Origin of the sequence: Acetobacter pomorum (assembly GCF_002738225.1) — a bacterium.
GTDB classification, from domain to species: domain Bacteria; phylum Pseudomonadota; class Alphaproteobacteria; order Acetobacterales; family Acetobacteraceae; genus Acetobacter; species Acetobacter pomorum.
Genome location: NZ_PEBQ01000114.1, coordinates 1 through 19,710, shown reverse-complemented (window position 1 = coordinate 19,710; position 19,710 = coordinate 1). Strand labels below are relative to the sequence as shown.

General features: G+C 48.4%; 22 protein-coding genes and 1 tRNA gene. 12 read left to right on the top strand and 11 right to left on the bottom strand.

Annotated features, from left to right (window positions below; translation table 11 throughout):
* Positions 1-531 precede the first annotated feature (531 nt).
* The 4 genes from CSR02_RS08710 to CSR02_RS08695 form a co-directional block, all read right to left on the bottom strand.
* Positions 532-622, bottom strand: a tRNA-Ser gene (locus CSR02_RS08710).
* Between the two features lie 72 nt (positions 623-694).
* A complete protein-coding gene (locus CSR02_RS08705; RefSeq protein ID WP_099541335.1) occupies positions 695-1,336 on the bottom strand; it encodes a phosphoribosylanthranilate isomerase in 642 nt (213 codons plus the stop codon).
* 27 nt (positions 1,337-1,363) lie between these two features.
* Complete coding sequence (gene pyrF / locus CSR02_RS08700; protein ID WP_099541334.1) at positions 1,364-2,077, bottom strand: orotidine-5'-phosphate decarboxylase; 714 nt, start codon at positions 2,075-2,077, stop codon at positions 1,364-1,366.
* On the bottom strand, positions 2,070-2,417 hold the full coding sequence (locus tag CSR02_RS08695) for a lipopolysaccharide assembly protein LapA domain-containing protein (RefSeq protein ID WP_099541332.1): 348 nt from the start codon (positions 2,415-2,417) through the stop codon (positions 2,070-2,072). Before CSR02_RS08695 ends, pyrF begins: the two co-directional genes overlap by 8 nt.
* A gap of 257 nt (positions 2,418-2,674) precedes the next feature.
* On the opposite strand from CSR02_RS08695, the gene CSR02_RS08690 reads away from it, so the two are divergent.
* From CSR02_RS08690 to CSR02_RS08650, 9 genes are all read left to right on the top strand, one after another.
* The gene (locus CSR02_RS08690; RefSeq protein ID WP_042788184.1) at positions 2,675-3,169 is read left to right on the top strand and encodes a protein-export chaperone SecB; all 495 of its coding nucleotides are present in this window, start codon (positions 2,675-2,677) and stop codon (positions 3,167-3,169) included.
* Positions 3,170-3,226: 57 nt separating this feature from the next.
* Positions 3,227-3,889 carry a glycosyl transferase gene (locus CSR02_RS08685; RefSeq protein ID WP_099541330.1) on the top strand — a complete coding sequence of 221 codons (663 nt, stop codon included), beginning with the start codon at positions 3,227-3,229 and terminating at the stop codon, positions 3,887-3,889.
* A 54-nt stretch (positions 3,890-3,943) separates the two neighbouring features.
* A complete protein-coding gene (gene pdxA, locus CSR02_RS08680) occupies positions 3,944-4,915 on the top strand; it encodes a 4-hydroxythreonine-4-phosphate dehydrogenase PdxA (protein WP_099541329.1) in 972 nt (323 codons plus the stop codon).
* Positions 4,912-5,634, top strand: a complete 723-nt coding sequence (locus tag CSR02_RS08675) for a pyridoxine 5'-phosphate synthase (protein ID WP_099541328.1) — start codon at positions 4,912-4,914, stop codon at positions 5,632-5,634. The genes pdxA and CSR02_RS08675 overlap by 4 nt, the downstream gene beginning before the upstream one ends.
* Before the next feature lies 1 nt (position 5,635).
* Positions 5,636-5,992, top strand: coding sequence for a DUF6476 family protein (locus CSR02_RS08670; protein WP_099541327.1), 357 nt, complete (start codon positions 5,636-5,638; stop codon positions 5,990-5,992).
* Positions 5,993-5,996: 4 nt separating this feature from the next.
* On the top strand, positions 5,997-7,142 hold the full coding sequence (locus CSR02_RS08665) for an anhydro-N-acetylmuramic acid kinase (protein WP_099541325.1): 1,146 nt from the start codon (positions 5,997-5,999) through the stop codon (positions 7,140-7,142).
* Positions 7,143-7,174: 32 nt separating this feature from the next.
* Entirely contained in the window at positions 7,175-7,666 is a 492-nt protein-coding gene (locus tag CSR02_RS08660; RefSeq protein ID WP_042788190.1) for a hypothetical protein, read from the top strand.
* 157 nt (positions 7,667-7,823) lie between these two features.
* Positions 7,824-8,021: a DUF3311 domain-containing protein gene (locus CSR02_RS08655; RefSeq protein WP_095045903.1), complete on the top strand. Its 198-nt coding sequence runs from the start codon at positions 7,824-7,826 to the stop codon at positions 8,019-8,021.
* Positions 8,018-9,472 carry a sodium:solute symporter family protein gene (locus CSR02_RS08650; RefSeq protein ID WP_042788191.1) on the top strand — a complete coding sequence of 485 codons (1,455 nt, stop codon included), beginning with the start codon at positions 8,018-8,020 and terminating at the stop codon, positions 9,470-9,472. The genes CSR02_RS08655 and CSR02_RS08650 overlap by 4 nt, the downstream gene beginning before the upstream one ends.
* Positions 9,473-9,538: 66 nt before the next feature.
* Here CSR02_RS08650 and CSR02_RS08645 read toward each other — a convergent pair whose 3' ends face one another.
* Entirely contained in the window at positions 9,539-9,925 is a 387-nt protein-coding gene (locus CSR02_RS08645; RefSeq protein ID WP_042788192.1) for a hypothetical protein, read from the bottom strand.
* Positions 9,926-10,035: 110 nt separating this feature from the next.
* Here CSR02_RS08645 and alkB point away from each other — a divergent pair, with 110 nt between their 5' ends.
* The gene (alkB, locus tag CSR02_RS08640) at positions 10,036-10,704 is read left to right on the top strand and encodes a DNA oxidative demethylase AlkB (protein ID WP_099541324.1); all 669 of its coding nucleotides are present in this window, start codon (positions 10,036-10,038) and stop codon (positions 10,702-10,704) included.
* A gap of 45 nt (positions 10,705-10,749) precedes the next feature.
* Positions 10,750-11,910, top strand: coding sequence for a serine hydrolase domain-containing protein (locus CSR02_RS08635; RefSeq protein ID WP_099541322.1), 1,161 nt, complete (start codon positions 10,750-10,752; stop codon positions 11,908-11,910).
* 106 nt (positions 11,911-12,016) lie between these two features.
* Here CSR02_RS08635 and CSR02_RS08630 read toward each other — a convergent pair whose 3' ends face one another.
* Positions 12,017-12,385, bottom strand: a complete 369-nt coding sequence (locus CSR02_RS08630) for a helix-turn-helix domain-containing protein (protein WP_042788197.1) — start codon at positions 12,383-12,385, stop codon at positions 12,017-12,019.
* A 359-nt stretch (positions 12,386-12,744) separates the two neighbouring features.
* Between CSR02_RS08630 and hmpA the strand changes: the two genes are divergently transcribed.
* Complete coding sequence (gene hmpA / locus CSR02_RS08625) at positions 12,745-13,959, top strand: NO-inducible flavohemoprotein (RefSeq protein ID WP_099541320.1); 1,215 nt, start codon at positions 12,745-12,747, stop codon at positions 13,957-13,959.
* 89 nt (positions 13,960-14,048) lie between these two features.
* On the opposite strand, the gene CSR02_RS08620 is transcribed toward hmpA, so the two are convergent.
* The 5 genes from CSR02_RS08620 to cysG form a co-directional block, all read right to left on the bottom strand.
* Positions 14,049-14,711, bottom strand: coding sequence for a methionine ABC transporter permease (locus tag CSR02_RS08620; RefSeq protein WP_099541319.1), 663 nt, complete (start codon positions 14,709-14,711; stop codon positions 14,049-14,051).
* A complete protein-coding gene (locus CSR02_RS08615; protein WP_099541317.1) occupies positions 14,692-15,675 on the bottom strand; it encodes a methionine ABC transporter ATP-binding protein in 984 nt (327 codons plus the stop codon). The genes CSR02_RS08620 and CSR02_RS08615 overlap by 20 nt, the downstream gene beginning before the upstream one ends.
* On the bottom strand, positions 15,672-16,484 hold the full coding sequence (locus tag CSR02_RS08610; RefSeq protein WP_099541316.1) for a MetQ/NlpA family ABC transporter substrate-binding protein: 813 nt from the start codon (positions 16,482-16,484) through the stop codon (positions 15,672-15,674). Before CSR02_RS08610 ends, CSR02_RS08615 begins: the two co-directional genes overlap by 4 nt.
* A 96-nt stretch (positions 16,485-16,580) precedes the next feature.
* Complete coding sequence (locus tag CSR02_RS08605) at positions 16,581-18,008, bottom strand: FAD-binding oxidoreductase (RefSeq protein WP_099541314.1); 1,428 nt, start codon at positions 18,006-18,008, stop codon at positions 16,581-16,583.
* Positions 18,009-18,108: 100 nt separating this feature from the next.
* Positions 18,109-19,512: a siroheme synthase CysG gene (cysG, locus tag CSR02_RS08600; RefSeq protein WP_099541313.1), complete on the bottom strand. Its 1,404-nt coding sequence runs from the start codon at positions 19,510-19,512 to the stop codon at positions 18,109-18,111.
* Between the last annotated feature and the right edge of the window lie 198 nt (positions 19,513-19,710).

The following is a 19,710-nucleotide window of genomic DNA, read 5'->3' as shown; positions in this document are numbered from 1 at the left end:
CCATGCAAAAGCAAAACCGCTACAAGCGCGCCAGCTCCAACCGCTCCTCCAGCCCGCAATACATATCGGTCTTTTTCAGACTCGGATGTCTGTTGCATGTGTCTCTTCCCACTCTAGATATTCGATACGAACAGAAAGAAAACATTCTGCTCTCTTCGTAAGAAGTCGGAATCAAGCGTCTGGAAGCCTGTAAATTTTAGCATTCTGCTCTTCTCACCCATCCGCGATAATTTTCATCAACATTGAACACCCTGTTGATGTCGTTCAAAGAAAATCTACACAAAGAATATGATCAGAATTTTGATACGAAGTCGATATGATTTTTTCGTATTTCAAAGTTTTGTATAAATCTGAAGATGTTGAATGCGGGCTTTAGCTTACAGCTGAATATGATCGTGGTTAAAAATGAAGCCACACGCTCCACGGTTGATTGCAAGCGTAGTGAAATATGTTGTGCATATAGCTGCACAATATAACGCTACAATTAATAGGTTTATTGAATTGGCTAATTTATTAAGGGAAATCACATTATGGCGGAGAGAGAGGGATTCGAACCCTCGGTACGCTATTAACGTACACACGCTTTCCAAGCGTGCGCCTTAAGCCACTCGGCCATCTCTCCGGCGCGAAAGAGGTAATAGCAAAATTTTCGGAACAGACAAGAGCTAAAGCAGAAAAAAGAGAGCTTTTTATCCTAAACAATCACTGGCGCGCGAGCATTATGGATAAAACGCGCAATGGCTCTAGGATTCTTGATACCAGGAGCACTTTCAACGCCAGAGGAAACATCCACTGCTGGAACCCCAGTTATTGCAACAGCCTGCCCCACATTTTCCGGATTCAGACCGCCAGCTAACATCCACGGATAAGTAGGCTTCCAGCCCTGCAACAAATTCCAGTTTAATTGCTGCGCATTGCCTCCTGGATGCAACGCATCCACTGGTGGCTTAGGTTCAATCAAAATCCGTTGCACCGGACATTGTGAGGGTAAATCACCCTTTCCCGCAACAGGAATGGATACCCAGACAGGCCGTCCAAATTGATTTTGTATCTGCAAAGCGCGATCAGGCGTTGTATAAACCTGCAATATATCCAACTCAACCTGATCTAAAACCTGCTTCAACGTAGTATCATCAGGATTTACAAATAATCCCACTTTTTTAATATTATTTGTTACACGCTTGCCCAAAACTGCAGCCCGCGATGCACTAACATAACGAGGGGAGCGTTCAAAAAAAACAAAACCAATCCAGTCGGCACCATATTCTATACAGGCATCAAGTCCGGCTTCTTCTGTAATGCCGCAGATTTTTACGCCTGTTCGCGTGCGCTTCATAATTGCATTACACCTATACGCAGCAGATTATATTGTCAGTTCTGCCACAATGGCAGCAGCAGCAGCAGCAGGGTCTGCAGCCTGCGTTATAGGCCGCCCGACCACAATCCAGTCCGCTCCAGCATTACGTGCTTCAGCAGGTGTCATCACACGTTTCTGATCCCCTTTGGCAGCACCTGCCGGGCGGATACCTGGGGTTACCAGCACTGGCTTATCCCCCAGCGCTTCACGTAGAGCTTTGAGTTCGTGAGCTGAACAGATCAACCCATCCATTCCAGACTTCATTGCCAGATGTGCCAAACGCAAAACCTGTGTGCATGTATCATCTGGCACACCCACCTCCGCCAAGGCCCGATCATCCATACTGGTCAGCACAGTGACTGCCAGCAGCAATGGACGCTCCCCTTCTGGAAAGGCTTCATCACACGCCTTACGCGCCGCTTTCATCATTTCTGCGCCCCCAACAGCATGAAGTGTCAACATACGTGGACGCAAGTGAGAAAGCGCTTTTACAGCAGCCCCTACAGTATTTGGAATATCATGCAGTTTTAGATCCAAAAACAGTGGCTGATTTTTGGCTACATCTGCAACTGCCTGAAACCCGGCAGCATACGCAAATTCCATACCAAGCTTGATAACACCTGCGGCACCTTCCACAGCATGTGCCCATGCCTTGGCCTGTATCGGATCTTGGGTATCCAGTGCGACAATCAGGCCTGTCTGTCTTGCTTTATCAGACATGAGGTTCAGCTCCATTTGTGGAAGAAACAGACGCGGGCGCTGCCAGTGTGGAAACTGGTGCTACCGTCTGGCTGGACATGGCCTGCACTTGCGCAAGCTGATCTTCCAGCTCTTTTACATGTTGTTCAGCCTTACGCGCACGCCGACGTTGCTTGAACTCTGCTGTCCACAAACAAAAAGCACCCAGCAAAAAGGCAACAGCAGCCACCAATAGCGCCAGCACACCAGCTGAAGATTTCCAGCTATATGTCAGCAACCACATATCGAGCGGATCCTGATTACTGGCACTGAACACCACAAGAGCCAGCAGGAATGGGACAACAATTATCAGCCTGATCATGGCATCAAGTCGTAGCCGTATCACACGCAAAGAACAAGCGACGGAATAACATCAACCACTGCCTTTATGATAAAATATTTCACACATTTTTATACCTTCATCATATCTACAATAGAAAGGAAGTTTATTCTGTTTGCTCTCGCCGCAACTGTATAAATCTGGTAAGGCTTGGGCAGATTGTATTGCTTTGCTCATTTTTTTTGTAACAATGAGCCATTTCTGTTTGTGACATTACTCTTGAGGGTCAGATATCCATCATGAATACCGAGACTGCAGATTCACTTGGCGGCGCGTCCCAAACAACACCAGCTCCCTCCGTTTTAATGGGCATCCAATATGTCAAGTCTGTTGAATTTCAGGTTCTTGGGGCACCTGCTGTTTATACGCGCGTAACAGAACGCCCGCATTTAGGTATTTCCGTGGATGTGCGTGCCCACCAAATGGGTGAAAACCAACCCAACTTTGAAGTTGAACTTATTTTACGCTGTCAGGGCCATCTTCCTGCCCAGCATGAAGAAGAAGCAATTACCCCTTTATTTGATGTCAATCTGACATATGCGGGTATTTTTACGTTGCAGCATGCCACGGCCGAAACCTTTGAAACCTTGCTTCTTATTGATGCGCCGCGGCTTCTTTACCCTGCCGCCCGCAATATGCTGGCCACGCTATGCCGGGAAGCCGGCTTCCTGCCCGCAATCATACAACAGATTGATTTTGCCGCACTGTGGCGCAACCGCCGGGCTGTAGGTTAAAACCTGTCTCAACAGTGCCCTGGTTTCTACCATTTCCAAAATGAAAGATGACAGACGATGGCAAATAGAGCATCCGAAGCTTTGTGGTATCCATTTGATGCTGCTTGGTACCGCACAGAATACGGCACCATCATGGATGCTCTGACATCTTTTTCTGATCGAGAACTTGAACACTGGTACAAAACGGAAGGCGCGCCTTCTGGCCATTCTCCCAATAGATATTTCAATGAGGAATGGTACCGGATGAATTGTTCCGAGGCAGCAGAAGCCATTGCAAATGGTACTTGCACTTCTGGCTTTGAGCATTACTGCAATGGGGGATACAAACATTTTTCCCCTCATTATTTATTTTCCGAGCGTTATTACCTCAAACGTTACCCAGATATCGCCGGACAGACGCAGCAATCTGGTAAATTTGTAAACGGCTATGATCATTTCCTACGTCATGGCGATACAGAAAAACGGTCTGGCCATCTGTTTTTTGATCCGGATGTCTATTTGAAAAACAAACCGTCTGACCTAGATACAAATAGCCTTACGCCTTTCATGAGTCTGCTACATTCCCCAGTTACATTGCCCAATTCCATTGCACTGTCAGATCAGTTTGATCCTGCTTGGTATGGTGCCCTTAAGCCTGATGCCTTAATGGCGGTGGAATATGGTTTTGCGCCCAATGTGCTGTATCAGTTCCTGAGCAACTTTACGCCTGACCGTTTCTAGGCGTTCTCTCTTCTCCCTTACATCTCATCCTTTCCTACATTGAAGGGAAAAGCCATGCTTGCTCTTACACAAGGTGACCCTGCGGGCATTGCGCCTGAAATTACGGTCAAGGCATGGCGTATTTTACGTGAAAGTGGTCCTTCTTTTGTTTTTGTAGGGGACCCAACCCTTCTGGAACAACATGCCCCTGTGCAAATTGTGCGTTATTTGGAACAGGGTGCAGATATTTTCCCCCATGCCATTCCGGTGCTTTCCCTCCGTCTGAAAACCCCAGCTTATCCCGGAGAACCAGACCGCCAGAACGCTGCAAGTGTTATTGAAAGTATCCGTCTGGCTGTAGAACTGGCCCAGAATGGTGAAGCTTCAGCCATTATTACCAACCCTATCAGCAAAGAAGTTATTCAAGGTGCAGGGTTTAAACATCCGGGCCATACCAGTTATCTGGCAGAACTCTGCCATGTGCCCGGACAGGAAGTTATGATGCTGGCGGGGCCATCCCTCAAAGTGGTGCCTGTTACAGTGCATGTTTCCCTCCGTGATGCGCTGAAACAGCTCAATGCCGAACTGATTATGAAAACGGCACGCACAGTCGCCTCTGGGCTAAAGCGTGATTTTGGTCTGAAACACCCGCATATTGCTGTAGCCGGGCTAAACCCGCATGCGGGTGAAAATGGCCTGATGGGACATGAAGAACAGCAATTCATTATCCCGGCCATTCAAATTTTACAGGGTGAAGGGCTCCATATAACTGGCCCCATGCCGCCAGATACCATGTTCACACCTACGGCACGCAGCCGTTATGATGTGGCCTTGTGCATGTATCATGACCAGGGCCTGATCCCGTTAAAAACCTTGGATATGGCAGAAGGTGTGAATGTCACATTGGGCCTGCCAATTACCCGTACATCGCCTGATCACGGAACAGCCTTTGACATTGCAGGGCAGAACAAGGCAGATGCAAGCAGCCTTGTTGCTGCTATTCGATTGGCGGCACAAATTGCGCAAAACAGAAGGAACGCAGCATGACCTCAGCTATCCGGCTTGGTGTCAACATTGATCATGTCGCGACCATTCGCAATGCACGCGGTGGCACATATCCTGACCCGGTAGCTGCCGCCTTGTTAGCTGTTCAAGCAGGTGCAGATGGTATTACCGCCCATCTGCGTGAAGATAGACGCCATATCCGTGATAGAGATCTGGAACGCCTGCGCACAGAAATTGCAGCCCCCCTTAATATGGAAATGGCTACCACGGAGGAAATGGTTGGCATAGCCCTTAACCTACGCCCCCATGCCTGTTGCCTTGTGCCCGAACGGCGCGAAGAACTGACCACAGAAGGCGGCCTGAACGTAGCGGGCCAGTTGGAAACACTTACACCCCAAGTACAAAAACTTGCGCAAGCAGGTATTCGTGTTTCATTGTTTATAGACCCTTCTCCCGCGCAGATAGAAGCTGCTGCCAAAACAGGCGCACAGGTTGTGGAACTCCACACTGGGGCTTACGCGGAAGGGAAAGCGGGAGAACTGGAACGCCTGCGTGCTGCAGCCACACAGGCCGCTGCATTGGGGCTGGAAGTCCACGCTGGCCATGGCCTGACATTTGAAAATGTTGGCCCCATAGCTAGCCTGCCAGAATTACGTGAACTCAACATTGGGCACTTCCTGATCGGGCAGGCTATTTTTGATGGATTAGCAGCCGTTGTGCAAAACATGAAACGCCATATTGCAGAAGGCGCCGCTCTTTAAAATGGAAGAACCACAGGATTACAAAACACCCAAAGCCTTACTTGTGGCTGTTATCGGCATGGGTGTGCTTATTGTGGTTGGCGTTGTTGCATTGGCAGGCGTGCTTATTCATCGCATGAGTAGCAAACCTACGCAGCCCAGCCTTCCACCTGTTGCGCTTTCTGACACTATACCCTCCCCCAACATGCCGCTTGCGCATGCTACGTTGCCTACAGGGGTGCAATTGCTCAGCGTAACACGGGTGCAAGACAACGTATTGGCCCTACATGTTACAGAACACGGGCAAGACCGTATTCTGTTATGGAACGTGCTCACCGGCCAAGTGCGTACTGGCCTGGATGTTGGTACAGCGCACTAACATAATGTCTGCTTTCCCTCCCCTTACCGCCATTGGGCTGATGAGTGGCACATCGCTGGATGGTGTAGATGCTGCTCTGATACAAACTGATGGCACGCGTATTATCCACCATGGCCCAGCCCTGACCGTGCCTTATACACCAGAGTTGCGGACACGCTTACGCCACATACTGGATGCAGCCCCTCTCCTCAGCCCTTCCGATGCTGCATTACTGGCTGCAGAACGTGATCTAACAGAAGTTCATGCCATTGCTGTTCAGAAACTGCGCCAAATGGCACCAGATATGCCTGTTGATCTTATTGGCTTTCATGGTCAGACCATTCTGCATCAACACAGCCGCACATGGCAGATTGGCGATGCCATTGCCTTGTCTTTCGCTACGGATACGCCCGTTATTCATGATTTCCGCACCGCAGATGTACAAGCTGGTGGAGAAGGCGCGCCATTGGCCCCTTTATATCATGCAGCACTTCTGCACGATCAACCACGACCCGTTGCCATCCTGAATATTGGGGGGGTAGCCAACCTCACTCTTCTTACTTCAGAAGGTGATATTCTGGCCTGCGATACGGGTCCCGGTAACGCGTTACTGGATGACTGGACTTTTCGCCATACAGGCATTCCCTACGATAAAGATGGCCAGCTTGCCCGTAGTGGCAAGGTTTGTGAACCTATTTTGCAGCACTTGCTGGCCCATCCATTTTTTAGCAAACCAGCTCCCAAATCTCTCGATAGGCTGAGCTTCCATACGGCCTTACAAGACATTGCCACACTCTCCCCGGCAGATGGGGCAGCCACACTGGTGGCCTTTACGGCAGAAACCATTGCGCACACACCTTTGCCAGAGCAACCTCAAGCATGGTTTGTATGTGGTGGAGGGCGGCATAACCCTGCCATTATGGAAGCGCTTGCCCAACGCCTGCCCCACCAAGTATTTCTGGCAGAAGACCTTGGATGGAATGGAGATGCGCTGGAAGCCGAATGCTTTGGTTTTCTGGCTATCAGAAGTCTGTATGGGCTGCCTTTATCATTACCTTCCACTACGGGCGTTCCTGTTCCGCAAAAGGGTGGACGACTAAGCTGCGGCAACATAACGCCATGGAAGGCAAAAGCTGTTTTAAACAGAAATTTGCAGTATAATATTGTCTGATACGTTCTATTGAACAGGAAAGACTCAAAACCATGAAACGCTTTTTGGCATTCAGTCTGTTGCTTGCCGCTCTGGGCTCGTCGGGACTAGCCTGTTCTGCGAATGCGCAAACTGTTACCGATGGCAGCGATAAAAAAGCCTCCCCTTTTGTTAAGAACACACTCAAGACACTTACAAAACGCTTCCCGGATACACATCCATTTTTTCGCGGCATAACAACGCATGCCAATGCAGAAAAAAAGCAGGTTGTGTGCGGTGAAATCAGCCTAAGTTCTAGCAAAACACCAGAACCCGACAGCTTTATGCTTTTTGGCGCAACGGAAGGTGAAAACGCACCTATTGTTTACGAGCCGCGCGAAATTCCAGCCTCTATTGATTCGCGTGAAGTCAATATGTGGATCAACCATGGTGCTGATCTGGCTGATCTGGAAGAAATGGGCTGCGTGCCAGAAGGCAGCTATCGGCAATATGGTGATAAGCTAAACCAAGTTTTGCAAAATAAAAAGCACAGTGCCACCCGCTAAAACATAGGGCCTTTATTTCCCCCCACTACAGGCAGTAAACCTGTTTGTAGTGGAAAAGTCACAACCTGTTTTCTCAAACACAAAAGCCCTACAGAATAATTGACATGCGGTAATCTTTATTGCCATGCTTTGTCCGGTCACGAACAAAAAAAACAAAATGACCGGGTTTTCTGTAATGAAATATCTGAACCTTCTTCTCATCCTGCCGTTTCTGGGATTGCTCTGGACACCCCTGTATAACAGGCAAGATCCTGTTTTATGGGGTTTTCCATTTTTTTACTGGTACCAGTTTGCATGGGTGCCCGTAACGTCTGCCCTTATCTGGATTGTGTGGAAAAAGGGGCAAAACACATGAGCACCATAAACCCTTGGGCGCTTGGCGTTTTTGTTTTCTTTTTTGCAGCCACCATTGTTGTTGGCAGTTCCATCCAATGGATACGCGGCCTGTTCCGAGCCAAACGTGACACCAACAGTCATGAAGAATGGTCTCTTGGTGGGCGAGAATTCGGGCCGTGGGTCACATGGTTTCTAGTAGGGGGAGATTTTTACACGGCTTATACTGTTATTGCCGTGCCTGCATTAGTATATGCAGCAGGAGCTTATGGTTTTTTTGCACTGCCCTATACCATTATTGTTTATCCCTTTATTTTTCTTGTTATGCCCAAGTTGTGGAAAATTGCACGGGCTGGCGGACACGCTACAGCAGCAGATATTGTAAAAGCACGCTTTAATAGCAGAGCGCTGGAAGTGGTAGTGGCTTTAACTGGGCTGGTTGCCGTTATGCCTTATATTGCCCTACAGCTTATTGGTATCCGTACAGTGGTGCAGGCTTTGGGGTTGCCGGGAGATCTGCCTCTCATCATCGCTTTTATTTCCCTTGCCGCCTATACGTGGCTGGGGGGACTGCACGCGCCAGCTCTTACAGCCTTTATCAAAGATATCATGATCTATATTGCCGTACTGGTAGCGGTAACGGTTATTCCTTTGCATACGGGCGGATACAGTGCCTTGTTTGCCACTGCAGCACATGCAGATACCGTGCTTAAAACCGGGCAAGGCCTGCCCTATGCCACCCTTGCGCTTTCTTCAGCATTGGCTGCTTTTTTATATCCACATACGCTCACTGGTATTCTGGCATCTCGTTCTGCAGATACCATTAAACAGAATGCTGTTTTCTTGCCGGCATACACTATTGTACTGGGGCTTATAGCCATGCTGGGCTTTATGGCACATGCAGCTGGTATTCATACCACCAACACCTCTATGGTGGTGCCACTGTTGTTCCAAAGCGTTTTTCCGGCATGGTTTGCCGGTTTCTGCCTTGCGGCCATTGCTGTGGGGGCACTTGTGCCAGCTGCGGTTATGGCAATTGGTGCAGCAAACTTGGTTACCAACAACTTGCTGCCTGCACAGGCCAATCCGGTACGCACCAGCCGTATTACAGCTTTTGTAGTTAAAATTGGCGCACTGGTATGCGTATTGTTTTTGAACGCACAGTTTGCCATTGATTTTCAGCTACTGGGAGGGGTGTTTATTTTACAAACATTCCCAGCTCTTATTTTGGGCCTGTTGCGTGTGCGCTTTTCTACGGCTGCCATGTTAACGGGCTGGAGCGTAGGCACCGTTTTTGGTGTTGGCATTTGCTGGATGGATGGCCTGAAACCTGTTCATCCCATTCATCTAGGAATTCTTTCTGGCAATGTGTCTACAGGCCTTCTTTCTTTGATGCTCAATATTGCCGTTGTTGTACTTGTATCCGTCGTTACACCTGCCAGACAGAGTGTTCCGGCCAATACAACGGCATAATAACCCCAAAATTAAAAAGGAAGGTTGAGTGTAACCTTCCTTTCCCTGTTCCCCAGCACTGTCTCTCTAAAAATTCAGAAAAACGGCTGAATGCTTTTTCCGTTTTTCTGTTTTCTGAAATTCCTGCGTTTGCACGCGTATGAGCTGATATAAATCTATACCCTTTTGGCGCGCAGGCTCTTCCAGTTCCGCATAAATATCTTCCAGCAAATACCCTTCCTGTCCAACCTGACGTGCCAGAAGCGGAGAGCGATTTTGTTGGCGACATGTTTCCAAAAATATACTTAAAGCTGCCTCGCCCTGTGGTTGCAGCTCCATAGGTGAGCGTGCCAGAAAATCCACTTCCGCGTTCAGCCCAACAAAAACGCCACGAAACATACGGCTGCTGGCATTAAAGCTGATAACAGCCGGAATGCCGCCAATAAACATCATATCCCGACCAGAAAGCGACATTGCCGGATATCTGCTCCTTCTGTTTCAAACATAGGTATTGCTATACTCTTTTGCATGCTGTGCCAGAGAGCACATATCATCGCAAACATTTTCCACACAAAGTTTGCATTATGAAAGAGATGACCTCCGTGCAAATGGATTTTCTTTTGCCAGATACCCGGCCAGACCATGTGCAACTGGATAGTGGAGCTGTATTATTGCCGGGCTTTGCCTTGCAGGATGCCAAAACCTGCATGCTGGCTATTGATCACATTACACAACAGGCACCTTTTAGAAAAATGTCTACACCGAGAGGTGGCCAGATGTCTGTTGCCATGACGTGCTGCGGCACATTCGGGTGGGTCAGTTCCAGTCATGGTTACAGCTATACCAAGGTTAACCCTTCTACCGGACTGCCTTGGCCAAAGATGCCAGCCATTTTTAAAAACCTGGCACGTAAAGCCGCCCAGAAAGCTGGCTTTGCAGAATTCCACCCTAATACCTGTCTCATTAACGCCTACAGCCCCGGTGCCCGTATGGGGCTTCACCAAGACCGTGATGAAGGATGCATAGATCAACCTGTGGTTTCTCTTTCATTTGGTCTGGAAGCAATCTTTTTATGGGGTGGGCTTAAAAGAACAGACCCTACCCGCCCTATCCTGCTAAAAGATGGTGATGCTCTGGTATGGGGCGGCCCAGATCGCTTACGCTTTCATGGCGTAAAACCCATCCGATCGGGCTCACATATCAGAACGGGAGCAACCCGATTTAATATAACCTTTCGATTTGTCATTCCTTAAACAATCATATTTTCTCATAGCTCTGTCATTGTAAGGTGGAATTATATGTTGGCTTCGTCGTGTCAGCGCCGTAATTTGCTCTTGGGTGCAACAAGCCTGTTTTATTTAACTACAAAAAAAAGCATGGCATCTGATACTCAAAACCGTTTTGCACAGGTTGAGCAGATTTTTCAGGAAGCCATCAAAGCAGGTAAAACGCCAGGTGCCGTTGCGGCCATCGGGCATAAAGGCCAAGTGGTTTGGAAAGGTGTGTTTGGCCAACGTGCACTTGTACCACACCCGGAAGCCATGACATGGGATACGCTGTTTGATATGGCATCTCTTACAAAAGTGCTTATTACAGCGCCTGCCATCATGCAGCTTTATGAGCATGGATTAGCGCAACTGGATATACCTGTTTGTCATTACCTTCCGGCATTTACTGGGCAAGGCAAACAGAATATTACCGTCCGCCAACTTCTTACCCACTATTCTGGCCTGCCCCCAGATCTGGATCTTTCAACACCTTGGACTGGCCGAAATACAGCCATACAGATGGCGCTTTCCTGCGCCCCTATTCATCCTGCAGGAGAACAATTTGTTTACAGCGATATTAACTTCATCCTGCTTGGCCTTATTGTAGAAAAGCTCTCTGGCCTTACGTTACAGGACTATGCAACGCGCAATATTCTTAACCCACTCAAATTACAAAGAACTTTCTTCACACCTACGCCTGCACTTTACAGCACTATCGCGCCTACTCAGTATGATGAAAATAACGTGCTTCTGCGCGGTGTTGTTCATGATCCTACAACCCGACGCATGGGGGGAGTGGCTGGTCATGCAGGATTATTCTCCTGCGCGGATGATATGATCCATTATGCCACAGCTCTTCTTCGCAAGCGTGCTGGTCATTCTTCAGATTTTCCACTCAAAACAGAAACACTGATTATGATGTCCACCCCGCAGCAACCCGCTGGCAAGGTCGACCAGCGTGGTCTTGGGTGGGATATTGCCACCCATTATTCTACCCCACGCGGAGATTACTTTCCCGCAGCGTCATTTGGTCACACTGGTTTTACGGGCACATCCCTCTGGCTGGTGCCGCAAACAGAGAGTTTTGTTTTAATTTTAACAAATCGAGTGCATCCCAATGGAAAAGGCAACATCATAGCCTTGAGACATGATGTTGCTTCTGCTGCGGCTCTAGCCCTAAGGCAATTTTAAGTAGATGGGAGATATCTTGATCATCCTTTCAGTGTTTACGGAAGGAAATTTACGTAAACACTGAAAGGACGATTCCTAAACAACAAGGATAAATCGGTAGGTAGAATCAATCCGACTGCCGAGCCATCCGTGCCTGTCGTTCCAACCATTTCTGGGCAGACACTTTGCGAGAGGGATCAAGCATTCTGTAAAGCCGAATAACGTCATGCTCATCCGGGGTAATCACCAGTTCAATATCTTCCTGAACATATCCTGTCAGAAAGATTTCCGGATCAACATTAAAAAGAGCTGCCAATTTGGGAATATGTTTTCTGGCACTTCCTTCTCGTCCCGTCTCCCAAAAAGCGATAGCTGGCCTTGAAACTCCCAGCGCGTCTGCAACCTGCTGTTGTGTAAGTCCGGCAGATTTACGCAAGATCTTGATTCTTTGCCCAAGATCTATCCCGGGTGAAATAACGTCATCCTGCTCAGCCATTGTTCTTTGTATCCATTGCTCCAAAGGTATCGTGGTTTGTGTAACATAGCCAATGTTTAACGGCGGCCACACTCACGCCCTGCATAAAAAGGCAGGTTATTACATACTTAATAACCTGATAAGATATTTTATATGTAACTTATAAGTAATTGCAGATTCCATAAATGCAAAATCACAAAACATTCCTTTCTTTAATCTGCTAAATATTAATATTTGGCTAACATAACAGCCTATCCCGGCTCTATTTATCTAACACCAAGATCAATGCTGCCATCTCTCTACGTAAAGATGTATTATATTGACACCTTTATGTGGAAAGATAAGATGCGTTTGAAATACATTTTTACGGAGCGCCTTCCATGTCTTCCCCGCTTGATGAAAAAACAATCTCAATTGTAAAAGCCTGTGTTCCTGCCCTAGAAGCTCATGGGTTGGATATTACGCGGGAAATGTACAAACGGTTGTTATCCAACCCGGACATTCGTGATCTTTTTAATATGTCTCACCAAAAAGATGGTGAACAACCCAAAGCCTTGGCTTTGGCTGTGCTGGCTTATGCACGCAACATAGATAATCTTGGCGCATTAGGAGCCCTGGTTGAACGCATTGCTGAAAAGCATGTTGGCCTCAACATTCTTCCCAAGCACTATCCATATGTAGCGGATGCGCTTCTGGGCGCGATTGCTCATGTATTGGGAGATGCCGCAACGCCTGAAATTCTGGAAGCATGGGGCAAAGCTTACTGGTTCTTGGCAGAAATTCTGATTGGCCGTGAAGAACAGATTTACGAAGCTCATGCAGCCGCTCCCGGTGGATGGGTAGGATGGCGCCCATTCACGGTCCGTCGTAAAATACGTGAAAGTGACACCATTACATCCTTCGAACTGGTGCCCGTTGACACCAAACCCATCATGAAGCACGAAGCCGGACAATATCTCAGCTTCAAGCTTGATGTTCCTGAACATGGTTCGCAACGCCGTAATTACAGTATTTCTTCCGAACCAGGAGCAGATCATTATCGCATTAGCGTTCGCCGGGCAGAGAGTGGCGTTGTCTCCCAATGGCTGCATGATACTGTGCAGGAAGGACAGGTTCTGGAAGTTTCCGCACCCTCTGGAGATTTTACGCCCGGGCTGGAAAAAAACAGCAAGGTTGTTCTGCTCTGTGCTGGTGTGGGACAAACACCTTTTATCTCAACTCTTGGTGCCTTTCTCAAAGATGGCACCAAACGCACGATCCATTATATCCACGGCGTGCATACAGCGCAGGATGAAGCATTTACCGATTACATTTATGCTCTGGCTGAAAAAAACGCTCTTACGGCTGATATTTTCTATAGCCACTCTCCCATTCCCACAAATCGTTCCAACTCAAATGTCCATCTGCACGAAGGCAGAATTACTGCGGAATGGCTGAAGCCACACATAGACATTACAGCAGACTATAATATCTGTGGCCCCGATAGTTTTATGCGTGACATGATCAAAGCTCTTACAGAAGCTGGTGTTCCAGAAAAGCAAATTCACTATGAATTCTTTGGGTCTGCCGCAGATGCAGAACTTGTAGGCGCTTAATTTACAATGGCTTCTCTTTTGAGTTCAAAAGAGAAGCCTATTCTCAAAATATTGAAAAATAGAAATACAAAAAATCTTACTTTAAAAATCTAAACACGTTTAGAATGACGTAATGTGCGTGAAAGCCAGTTTCCAAAAACCTGCATGCCTATAACCAGCACAATCAATACAGCCACAACCCCGAGCATTACCGTAGTGTTAAAACGCTGATAACCATAGCGAATAGCCAGATCACCCAACCCACCAGCCCCAATAGTGCCTGCCATGGCCGATGCCCCCACCAAAGTCACCAACGTAACCGTTATGCCAGATACCAGCGCTGGCAGGCTTTCTGGCAACAAAACATAGCGGATAACCATCCATTTTGTTCCACCCATGGCCCGCACAGCATCAACCAGTCCGTGATCAACCTCCCGCAAGGAAACTTCTGCAATACGTGCAAAATATGGAATTGCTGCAATGGAAAGTGGAACAATAGCCGCTGTGGTGCCCAATGCGCTGCCCACAACCAACCGCGTAAATGGAATAAGCAAAACAAGCAAAATAATAAAAGGTACGGCACGAATGGCATCAATAACCACGCCAAGCAGACGCGGCAGTATTGGCAGAGGGTATAAGCCGTCCTTGCCTGCAACCACCATAAATATAGCTAATGGCAATCCAAAAACTACTGCAATCAACCCGGATACCAGCACCATTATCAGTGTTTCGCCCGTGGCATGCCAGAGCAGATTAAGAATGAGCCGGGACATATCCTACCACTTCTGCTGCATGACAATTCTGTTGAAGAAAATTCATAGTCGCGACAGAAACATCCTCAACCCGCACAAGAACATCCATAAGCTGACAGTCTGCACTCTCGACAGGAAGAACGCGCAGCAAAGATGCCTGTGTCTGGCATGCATTCCGCACATTCTGTAACAAAGGTGCCATAATAAGTTGCTGGTCCACCGTTAACCTGACCACTGCATGGCTCCCTTCCTGCGGGCTATGTTCTATATTGGAAGGGAGAGCTGTTTGCAGATTGGTTTCTTCCAATATATCCGCAGGTAGGCCACGCGCCACTACACGCCCGTGGTCCAACACCAAAACATGTTTGGCCAACGCACGCACAACATCCATTTCATGCGTAATAAAAACGATTGTCAGCCCTAACTCACGATTAATGCTGTTTAACAAAGCCAATATAGATTCTGTTGTTTCCGGGTCCAAAGCAGAGGTCGCTTCATCGCACAATAATAGGGCCGGTTGCGCAGCAAGAGCACGGGCAATACCTACACGTTGCTTTTGCCCGCCAGACAACATGGCCGGATATTTGTTGGCGTGGTCTGCCAGACCTACCAGATCAAGCAGCTCTTCTACACGTTTCACCCGCTGCACACGGGGCATGCCTGCTATTTCCAGCGGCAAGGCTATATTGGCGGCAACAGTGCGGGATGTCAGCAAATTGAAATGCTGAAACACAAGCCCAATACGCCGCCGTAATGGAATAATTTGGGATTCTGGAAGAACAGCCAGATCCTGACCTTCTAACAGGATACGCCCAGATTGAGGACGATCCAGCCCACACAGGCACCGCAACAGGGTGGATTTTCCCGCTCCAGAACGCCCGATGATGCCAAGACTATCACCTTTTTCAACCGTAAACGAAATATCCTTGAGGGCAGGTTGCCCACCAAATGAGCGCGTAAGATGCTCAACCTGTAAAAGGCTCATGACCAACCCGGCACAACTGCACCATGAAACGCCTGTGCCAATGCCAGTTTCACATTATCTTGCTGAAAAGCCGAAACTAACTTGCTCACCCACGGAGCATTTTTATCTGCCTCATTCACCGCAATAAAACAGACATATGGATTATTTTGTGGAGATTCCTGCGCAATCCGCTCTTTTTGCAGATCTATACCTGCTTTGTTGGCCCAATCTGTATTCACCACAGCGGCATCCATATCCGGTAATGCACGCCCGACCATACCTGCATCCATTTCCTTTACAGAAATTTGGCGTGGGTTTTCAGTAATATCCAATGCGGTAGGCACTAAACCGGCATCTTCTGCCACTTTGATCAGCCCCAGCTTTTGCAATAGCAAAAGAGCACGCCCCTCATTTGTGGGATCATTTGGCACACCTATAACCGCCTTGTTCGGCAATTCTGCAACAGACTTCCAGCGTCGAGAATACAAACCGATAGGCGACAAATAAGTGTTCCCTACAGGAACAATATGGAAGTTCTTGGCTTTGTTCTGCGCCTCCAGAAAAGGTCCATGCTGGAACGCATTTGCATCCAGTTCATGCTCGGCCAAGGCCTCATTGGGCGCATTGTAATCTGAGAAAGGAACAATCTTGAGGGTCAGCCCTTCCTTGGCAGCATTTTCAGCCACCACACGCCAGACATCTTCATCTTCACCGGCAATAATGCCAATACGCAAAACCTGATCACTGGCTTGGGCAACAGTATAGGGGGCCATCATGGCCGCGCCCATTCCGGCAAGCATTACCCTACGGGATAAAAAGGACGAAGACATGATTTATGGTCCATTCCAGATAAATACGATTTGTTGTGTATAAACAAAAATAACCACGTATCTGTCAAGTTTATACAAAAACCTTACAAGCAAGCCCTATCCTTTATACACAGGCCCTGCTGGCAACAACTTACCCGGATTAAGAATGTTCAAAGGGTCGAGCGTGGCCTTCAACGCCCGCATAACAGACAGAGCTCCTGCCCCATGTTCGGTTTCCAAAAACTCCAGTTTCCCCAAACCCACACCATGTTCACCACTGCATGAACCACCCATTGCCAAAGCACGCGCAACAATCTTGCGGTCAAGATCAAGCGCACGTGCATGCCCGGTCTCATTATCTTCTGTCATGATAAGGGTATGAAAATTTCCATCACCGACATGACCAAGAATAGCTGCCTGCAAACCGGAAGCAGCAATATCTTTCCGCACTCCGTCTATCAGATCCGCCAGACGTGAAATAGGCACAATACAATCCGTACTGATCACACGTGCCGCCGGATCAATCGCCTTGGCTGCCCAGAATGCATTGTGCCGTGCCTTCCAAAGACGGGCACGTTCATCTGCCGTATCAGCCCACATAAAACGCAGACCATTATTTTCACGCGCAATGTCTTCTGTAACACTCACCTGTTCACGCACAGCCTCTGGTGCACCTGCAAACTCAAAAAACAACGTTGTCAAAGGCCGCAAATCTGTCAGACCAGAATAGTTGATGCTGGCGGCCATCTGCACGTCATCCATTAACTCCACGCGCGCAATGGGCACGCCCATCTGGATAATCTCAATAGCCGTGCTAACAGCATCATGCAGATTTTCAAACTGGCAAATGGCGGCTGAAAGCTGTTCTGGAATACCATGCAGCCGCAACTGCACTTCTGTAATAATCCCTAGCGTGCCCTCGGACCCTATGAATAAAGACGTCAGATCATATCCGGTAGAAGATTTGCGTACCCGCCCACCAGTACGAATAACTTCTCCATTGGCCAAAACAATAGTCAGCCCCAGCACATTTTCCTTCATGGTGCCATATCGTACAGCAGCTGTGCCCGATGCACGCGTGGCACACATACCCCCCAAGGTTGCCTCTCCACCGGGATCAACCGGGAAAAACAAGCCCGTATCACGCAACTGAACATTCAGCACCTGTCGGGTAAGACCTGCCTGCACGCGGCAATCCAGATCGGCTGGGTTAACTTCCAGCACCTCCATCATACGGGAAAGATCCAGACTGATGGCATGCTCAGGTGGTGTTACATGACCTTCTACCGATGTTCCTGCTCCGAAAGCGACGACGGGAACCCGATGATGATGGCAAAGCTTGAGTATTTCAGACACATCTGCCGTACTTTCAGCAAACACAACTGCCGCAGGCATCTGGGCAATTTGCAAGGCCTCTCCGTGACTATGGGCTTCACAGACAGATTCATTGCAAGAAACGCGTTCACCAAACTGCACTTTCAGTTGCGCTACCACATCTGCAACACGCTTGGCTGCGTCTTTATGAGGTAATGAAGCGTTTTCCATGCTTTGTCCTGTCTTTTCCGCTCAATAGAAGCGCTTTTCAAAATTGGTGATAAAAGGCCCACAAGCGGCAATGACCTGTGGATGGCCTTTGACCTTAAACTCAGTTCCGAGGTGAGATAACGCGATGGCGCACAACTTCACCCACAATCACCAATGCTGGGCTTTTTATCTGCCAATCGGCCACCAATGCTGGCAAAGTTGCCAATGTCCCCTCACATACTCTCTGTTCTGGCAAAGTGCCTTTTTCTACAACTGCAGCAGGCCAGTTTTCTGGCAAACCGTGCGCAATAAGCTGCGCACAAAGCTGACCAAGCATTGTAAGCCCCATATAAATCACGACTGTCTGATTTTTCAGGGCAATTGTGTTCCAGGCCAGCATCAGTGTTCCATCTGCTCGTGCATGCCCCGTAATAAAAAGGCAAGCTTGTGCACAATCACGATGTGTAAGAGGAATACCAGCATAAGCTGCACACCCATTGGCAGCAGAAATACCCGGCACAATGCGAAAAGGCACATTGGCTTTTGCCAAGGCTTCCAGTTCTTCCCCACCCCGGCCAAATATAAAAGGATCTCCACCTTTCAGACGCAAAACCCGCTGGCCTGCCTGCGCACGGCGTATGAGTTCATGATTGATATTTTCCTGAGGCAATGTGTGACGATTACGTTTTTTACCAACAAAAACACGTTCAGCATCTCGCCGCACATAATTCAGAATTTCCGGGCTCACCAGATTATCATACAAAACCACATCGGCATCCTGCATAAGGCGCAAAGCCGCCAGAGTCAGCAGATCAGGATTTCCCGGTCCGGCACCAACCAACCAGACCTCTCCACATACGGTATTGTCGGTCTGTAGCTCCTGTAATTTACGCGTGGCTTCTGCCATATCACCCACTAAAGCGGCCTGCGCGCCTTTTCCATCCAGAAAACGCTCCCACAATTGTCTGCGCGCAGAGGTATCAGGTATCTGCTGGCGTAGCTCATTCCGCATGGCAGACATAAAGTTCGCCAGGTGATGAAGCCCTTCTGGCAAAATACGTTCCACCATTGTACGTAATCTACGCGCCAAAACTGGGGCAGTTCCCCCAGTAGAAATAGCAATCTGCACCTTTCCTCGTGTTACCAGAGCAGGTGTGATAAATGTTGAAATTGCCGGATCATCTACCGCGCAAACTGGCACATTCTGCGCTTTGCAAACAGCCGCAATATCACGGTTAAGATCACGGTCATTGGTTGCCAGATAAACCAAACGGCAACCCGCAAGACGAAGCCGTAAATCTTGCACACATGTATCCTGCGCAACGTGATGGACAGCACCGTCAACCACCATACGTTCCAGTTCGGAACACAAGGAAGCCGAGAGCACTTCAACCCGTGCTCCCGTAGATACAAGGAGATGCGCCTTGCTGGCGGCAATGTTTCCACCACCCACAATAAGAACCCGCGTGCCTTGCATACGCAACACAACGGGAAACCAGCCTGTATGTTTTGACAATCCTTGCATAGTACCTCTGCAAGCAGGATTCTGCGCCAGGCGCAAGAGGGCTGACACTTTAAAAGATAAAAAAGATTTCCTCAGCCACAACAGAATCTTCTTGTGCAAAAGAACTTTTTCTCGTAGGAAGCCGCATCAGCCTCTTGTCCCGTTCGTCTAGAGGCCTAGGACACCGCCCTTTCACGGCGGCAACACGGGTTCGAATCC

Coding starts and splice junctions, on each gene's coding strand:
- CSR02_RS08695 (WP_099541332.1), bottom strand. CDS start 2,417: ATGATCAGGCTGATAATTGTTGTCCCATTCCTGCTGGCTCTTGTGGTG.
- CSR02_RS08615 (WP_099541317.1), bottom strand. CDS start 15,675: ATGAGCCTTTTACAGGTTGAGCATCTTACGCGCTCATTTGGTGGGCAA.
- CSR02_RS08660 (WP_042788190.1), top strand. CDS start 7,175: ATGAAACGCTTTTTGGCATTCAGTCTGTTGCTTGCCGCTCTGGGCTCG.
- CSR02_RS08670 (WP_099541327.1), top strand. CDS start 5,636: ATGGAAGAACCACAGGATTACAAAACACCCAAAGCCTTACTTGTGGCT.
- CSR02_RS08655 (WP_095045903.1), top strand. CDS start 7,824: ATGACCGGGTTTTCTGTAATGAAATATCTGAACCTTCTTCTCATCCTG.
- pdxA (WP_099541329.1), top strand. CDS start 3,944: ATGCTTGCTCTTACACAAGGTGACCCTGCGGGCATTGCGCCTGAAATT.
- cysG (WP_099541313.1), bottom strand. CDS start 19,512: ATGCAAGGATTGTCAAAACATACAGGCTGGTTTCCCGTTGTGTTGCGT.
- CSR02_RS08630 (WP_042788197.1), bottom strand. CDS start 12,385: ATGGCTGAGCAGGATGACGTTATTTCACCCGGGATAGATCTTGGGCAA.
- CSR02_RS08650 (WP_042788191.1), top strand. CDS start 8,018: ATGAGCACCATAAACCCTTGGGCGCTTGGCGTTTTTGTTTTCTTTTTT.
- CSR02_RS08665 (WP_099541325.1), top strand. CDS start 5,997: ATGTCTGCTTTCCCTCCCCTTACCGCCATTGGGCTGATGAGTGGCACA.
- CSR02_RS08635 (WP_099541322.1), top strand. CDS start 10,750: ATGTTGGCTTCGTCGTGTCAGCGCCGTAATTTGCTCTTGGGTGCAACA.
- pyrF (WP_099541334.1), bottom strand. CDS start 2,077: ATGTCTGATAAAGCAAGACAGACAGGCCTGATTGTCGCACTGGATACC.
- CSR02_RS08705 (WP_099541335.1), bottom strand. CDS start 1,336: ATGAAGCGCACGCGAACAGGCGTAAAAATCTGCGGCATTACAGAAGAA.
- CSR02_RS08685 (WP_099541330.1), top strand. CDS start 3,227: ATGGCAAATAGAGCATCCGAAGCTTTGTGGTATCCATTTGATGCTGCT.
- CSR02_RS08675 (WP_099541328.1), top strand. CDS start 4,912: ATGACCTCAGCTATCCGGCTTGGTGTCAACATTGATCATGTCGCGACC.
- hmpA (WP_099541320.1), top strand. CDS start 12,745: ATGTCTTCCCCGCTTGATGAAAAAACAATCTCAATTGTAAAAGCCTGT.
- CSR02_RS08645 (WP_042788192.1), bottom strand. CDS start 9,925: ATGTCGCTTTCTGGTCGGGATATGATGTTTATTGGCGGCATTCCGGCT.
- CSR02_RS08690 (WP_042788184.1), top strand. CDS start 2,675: ATGAATACCGAGACTGCAGATTCACTTGGCGGCGCGTCCCAAACAACA.
- CSR02_RS08620 (WP_099541319.1), bottom strand. CDS start 14,711: ATGTCCCGGCTCATTCTTAATCTGCTCTGGCATGCCACGGGCGAAACA.
- CSR02_RS08605 (WP_099541314.1), bottom strand. CDS start 18,008: ATGGAAAACGCTTCATTACCTCATAAAGACGCAGCCAAGCGTGTTGCA.
- CSR02_RS08610 (WP_099541316.1), bottom strand. CDS start 16,484: ATGTCTTCGTCCTTTTTATCCCGTAGGGTAATGCTTGCCGGAATGGGC.
- alkB (WP_099541324.1), top strand. CDS start 10,036: ATGAAAGAGATGACCTCCGTGCAAATGGATTTTCTTTTGCCAGATACC.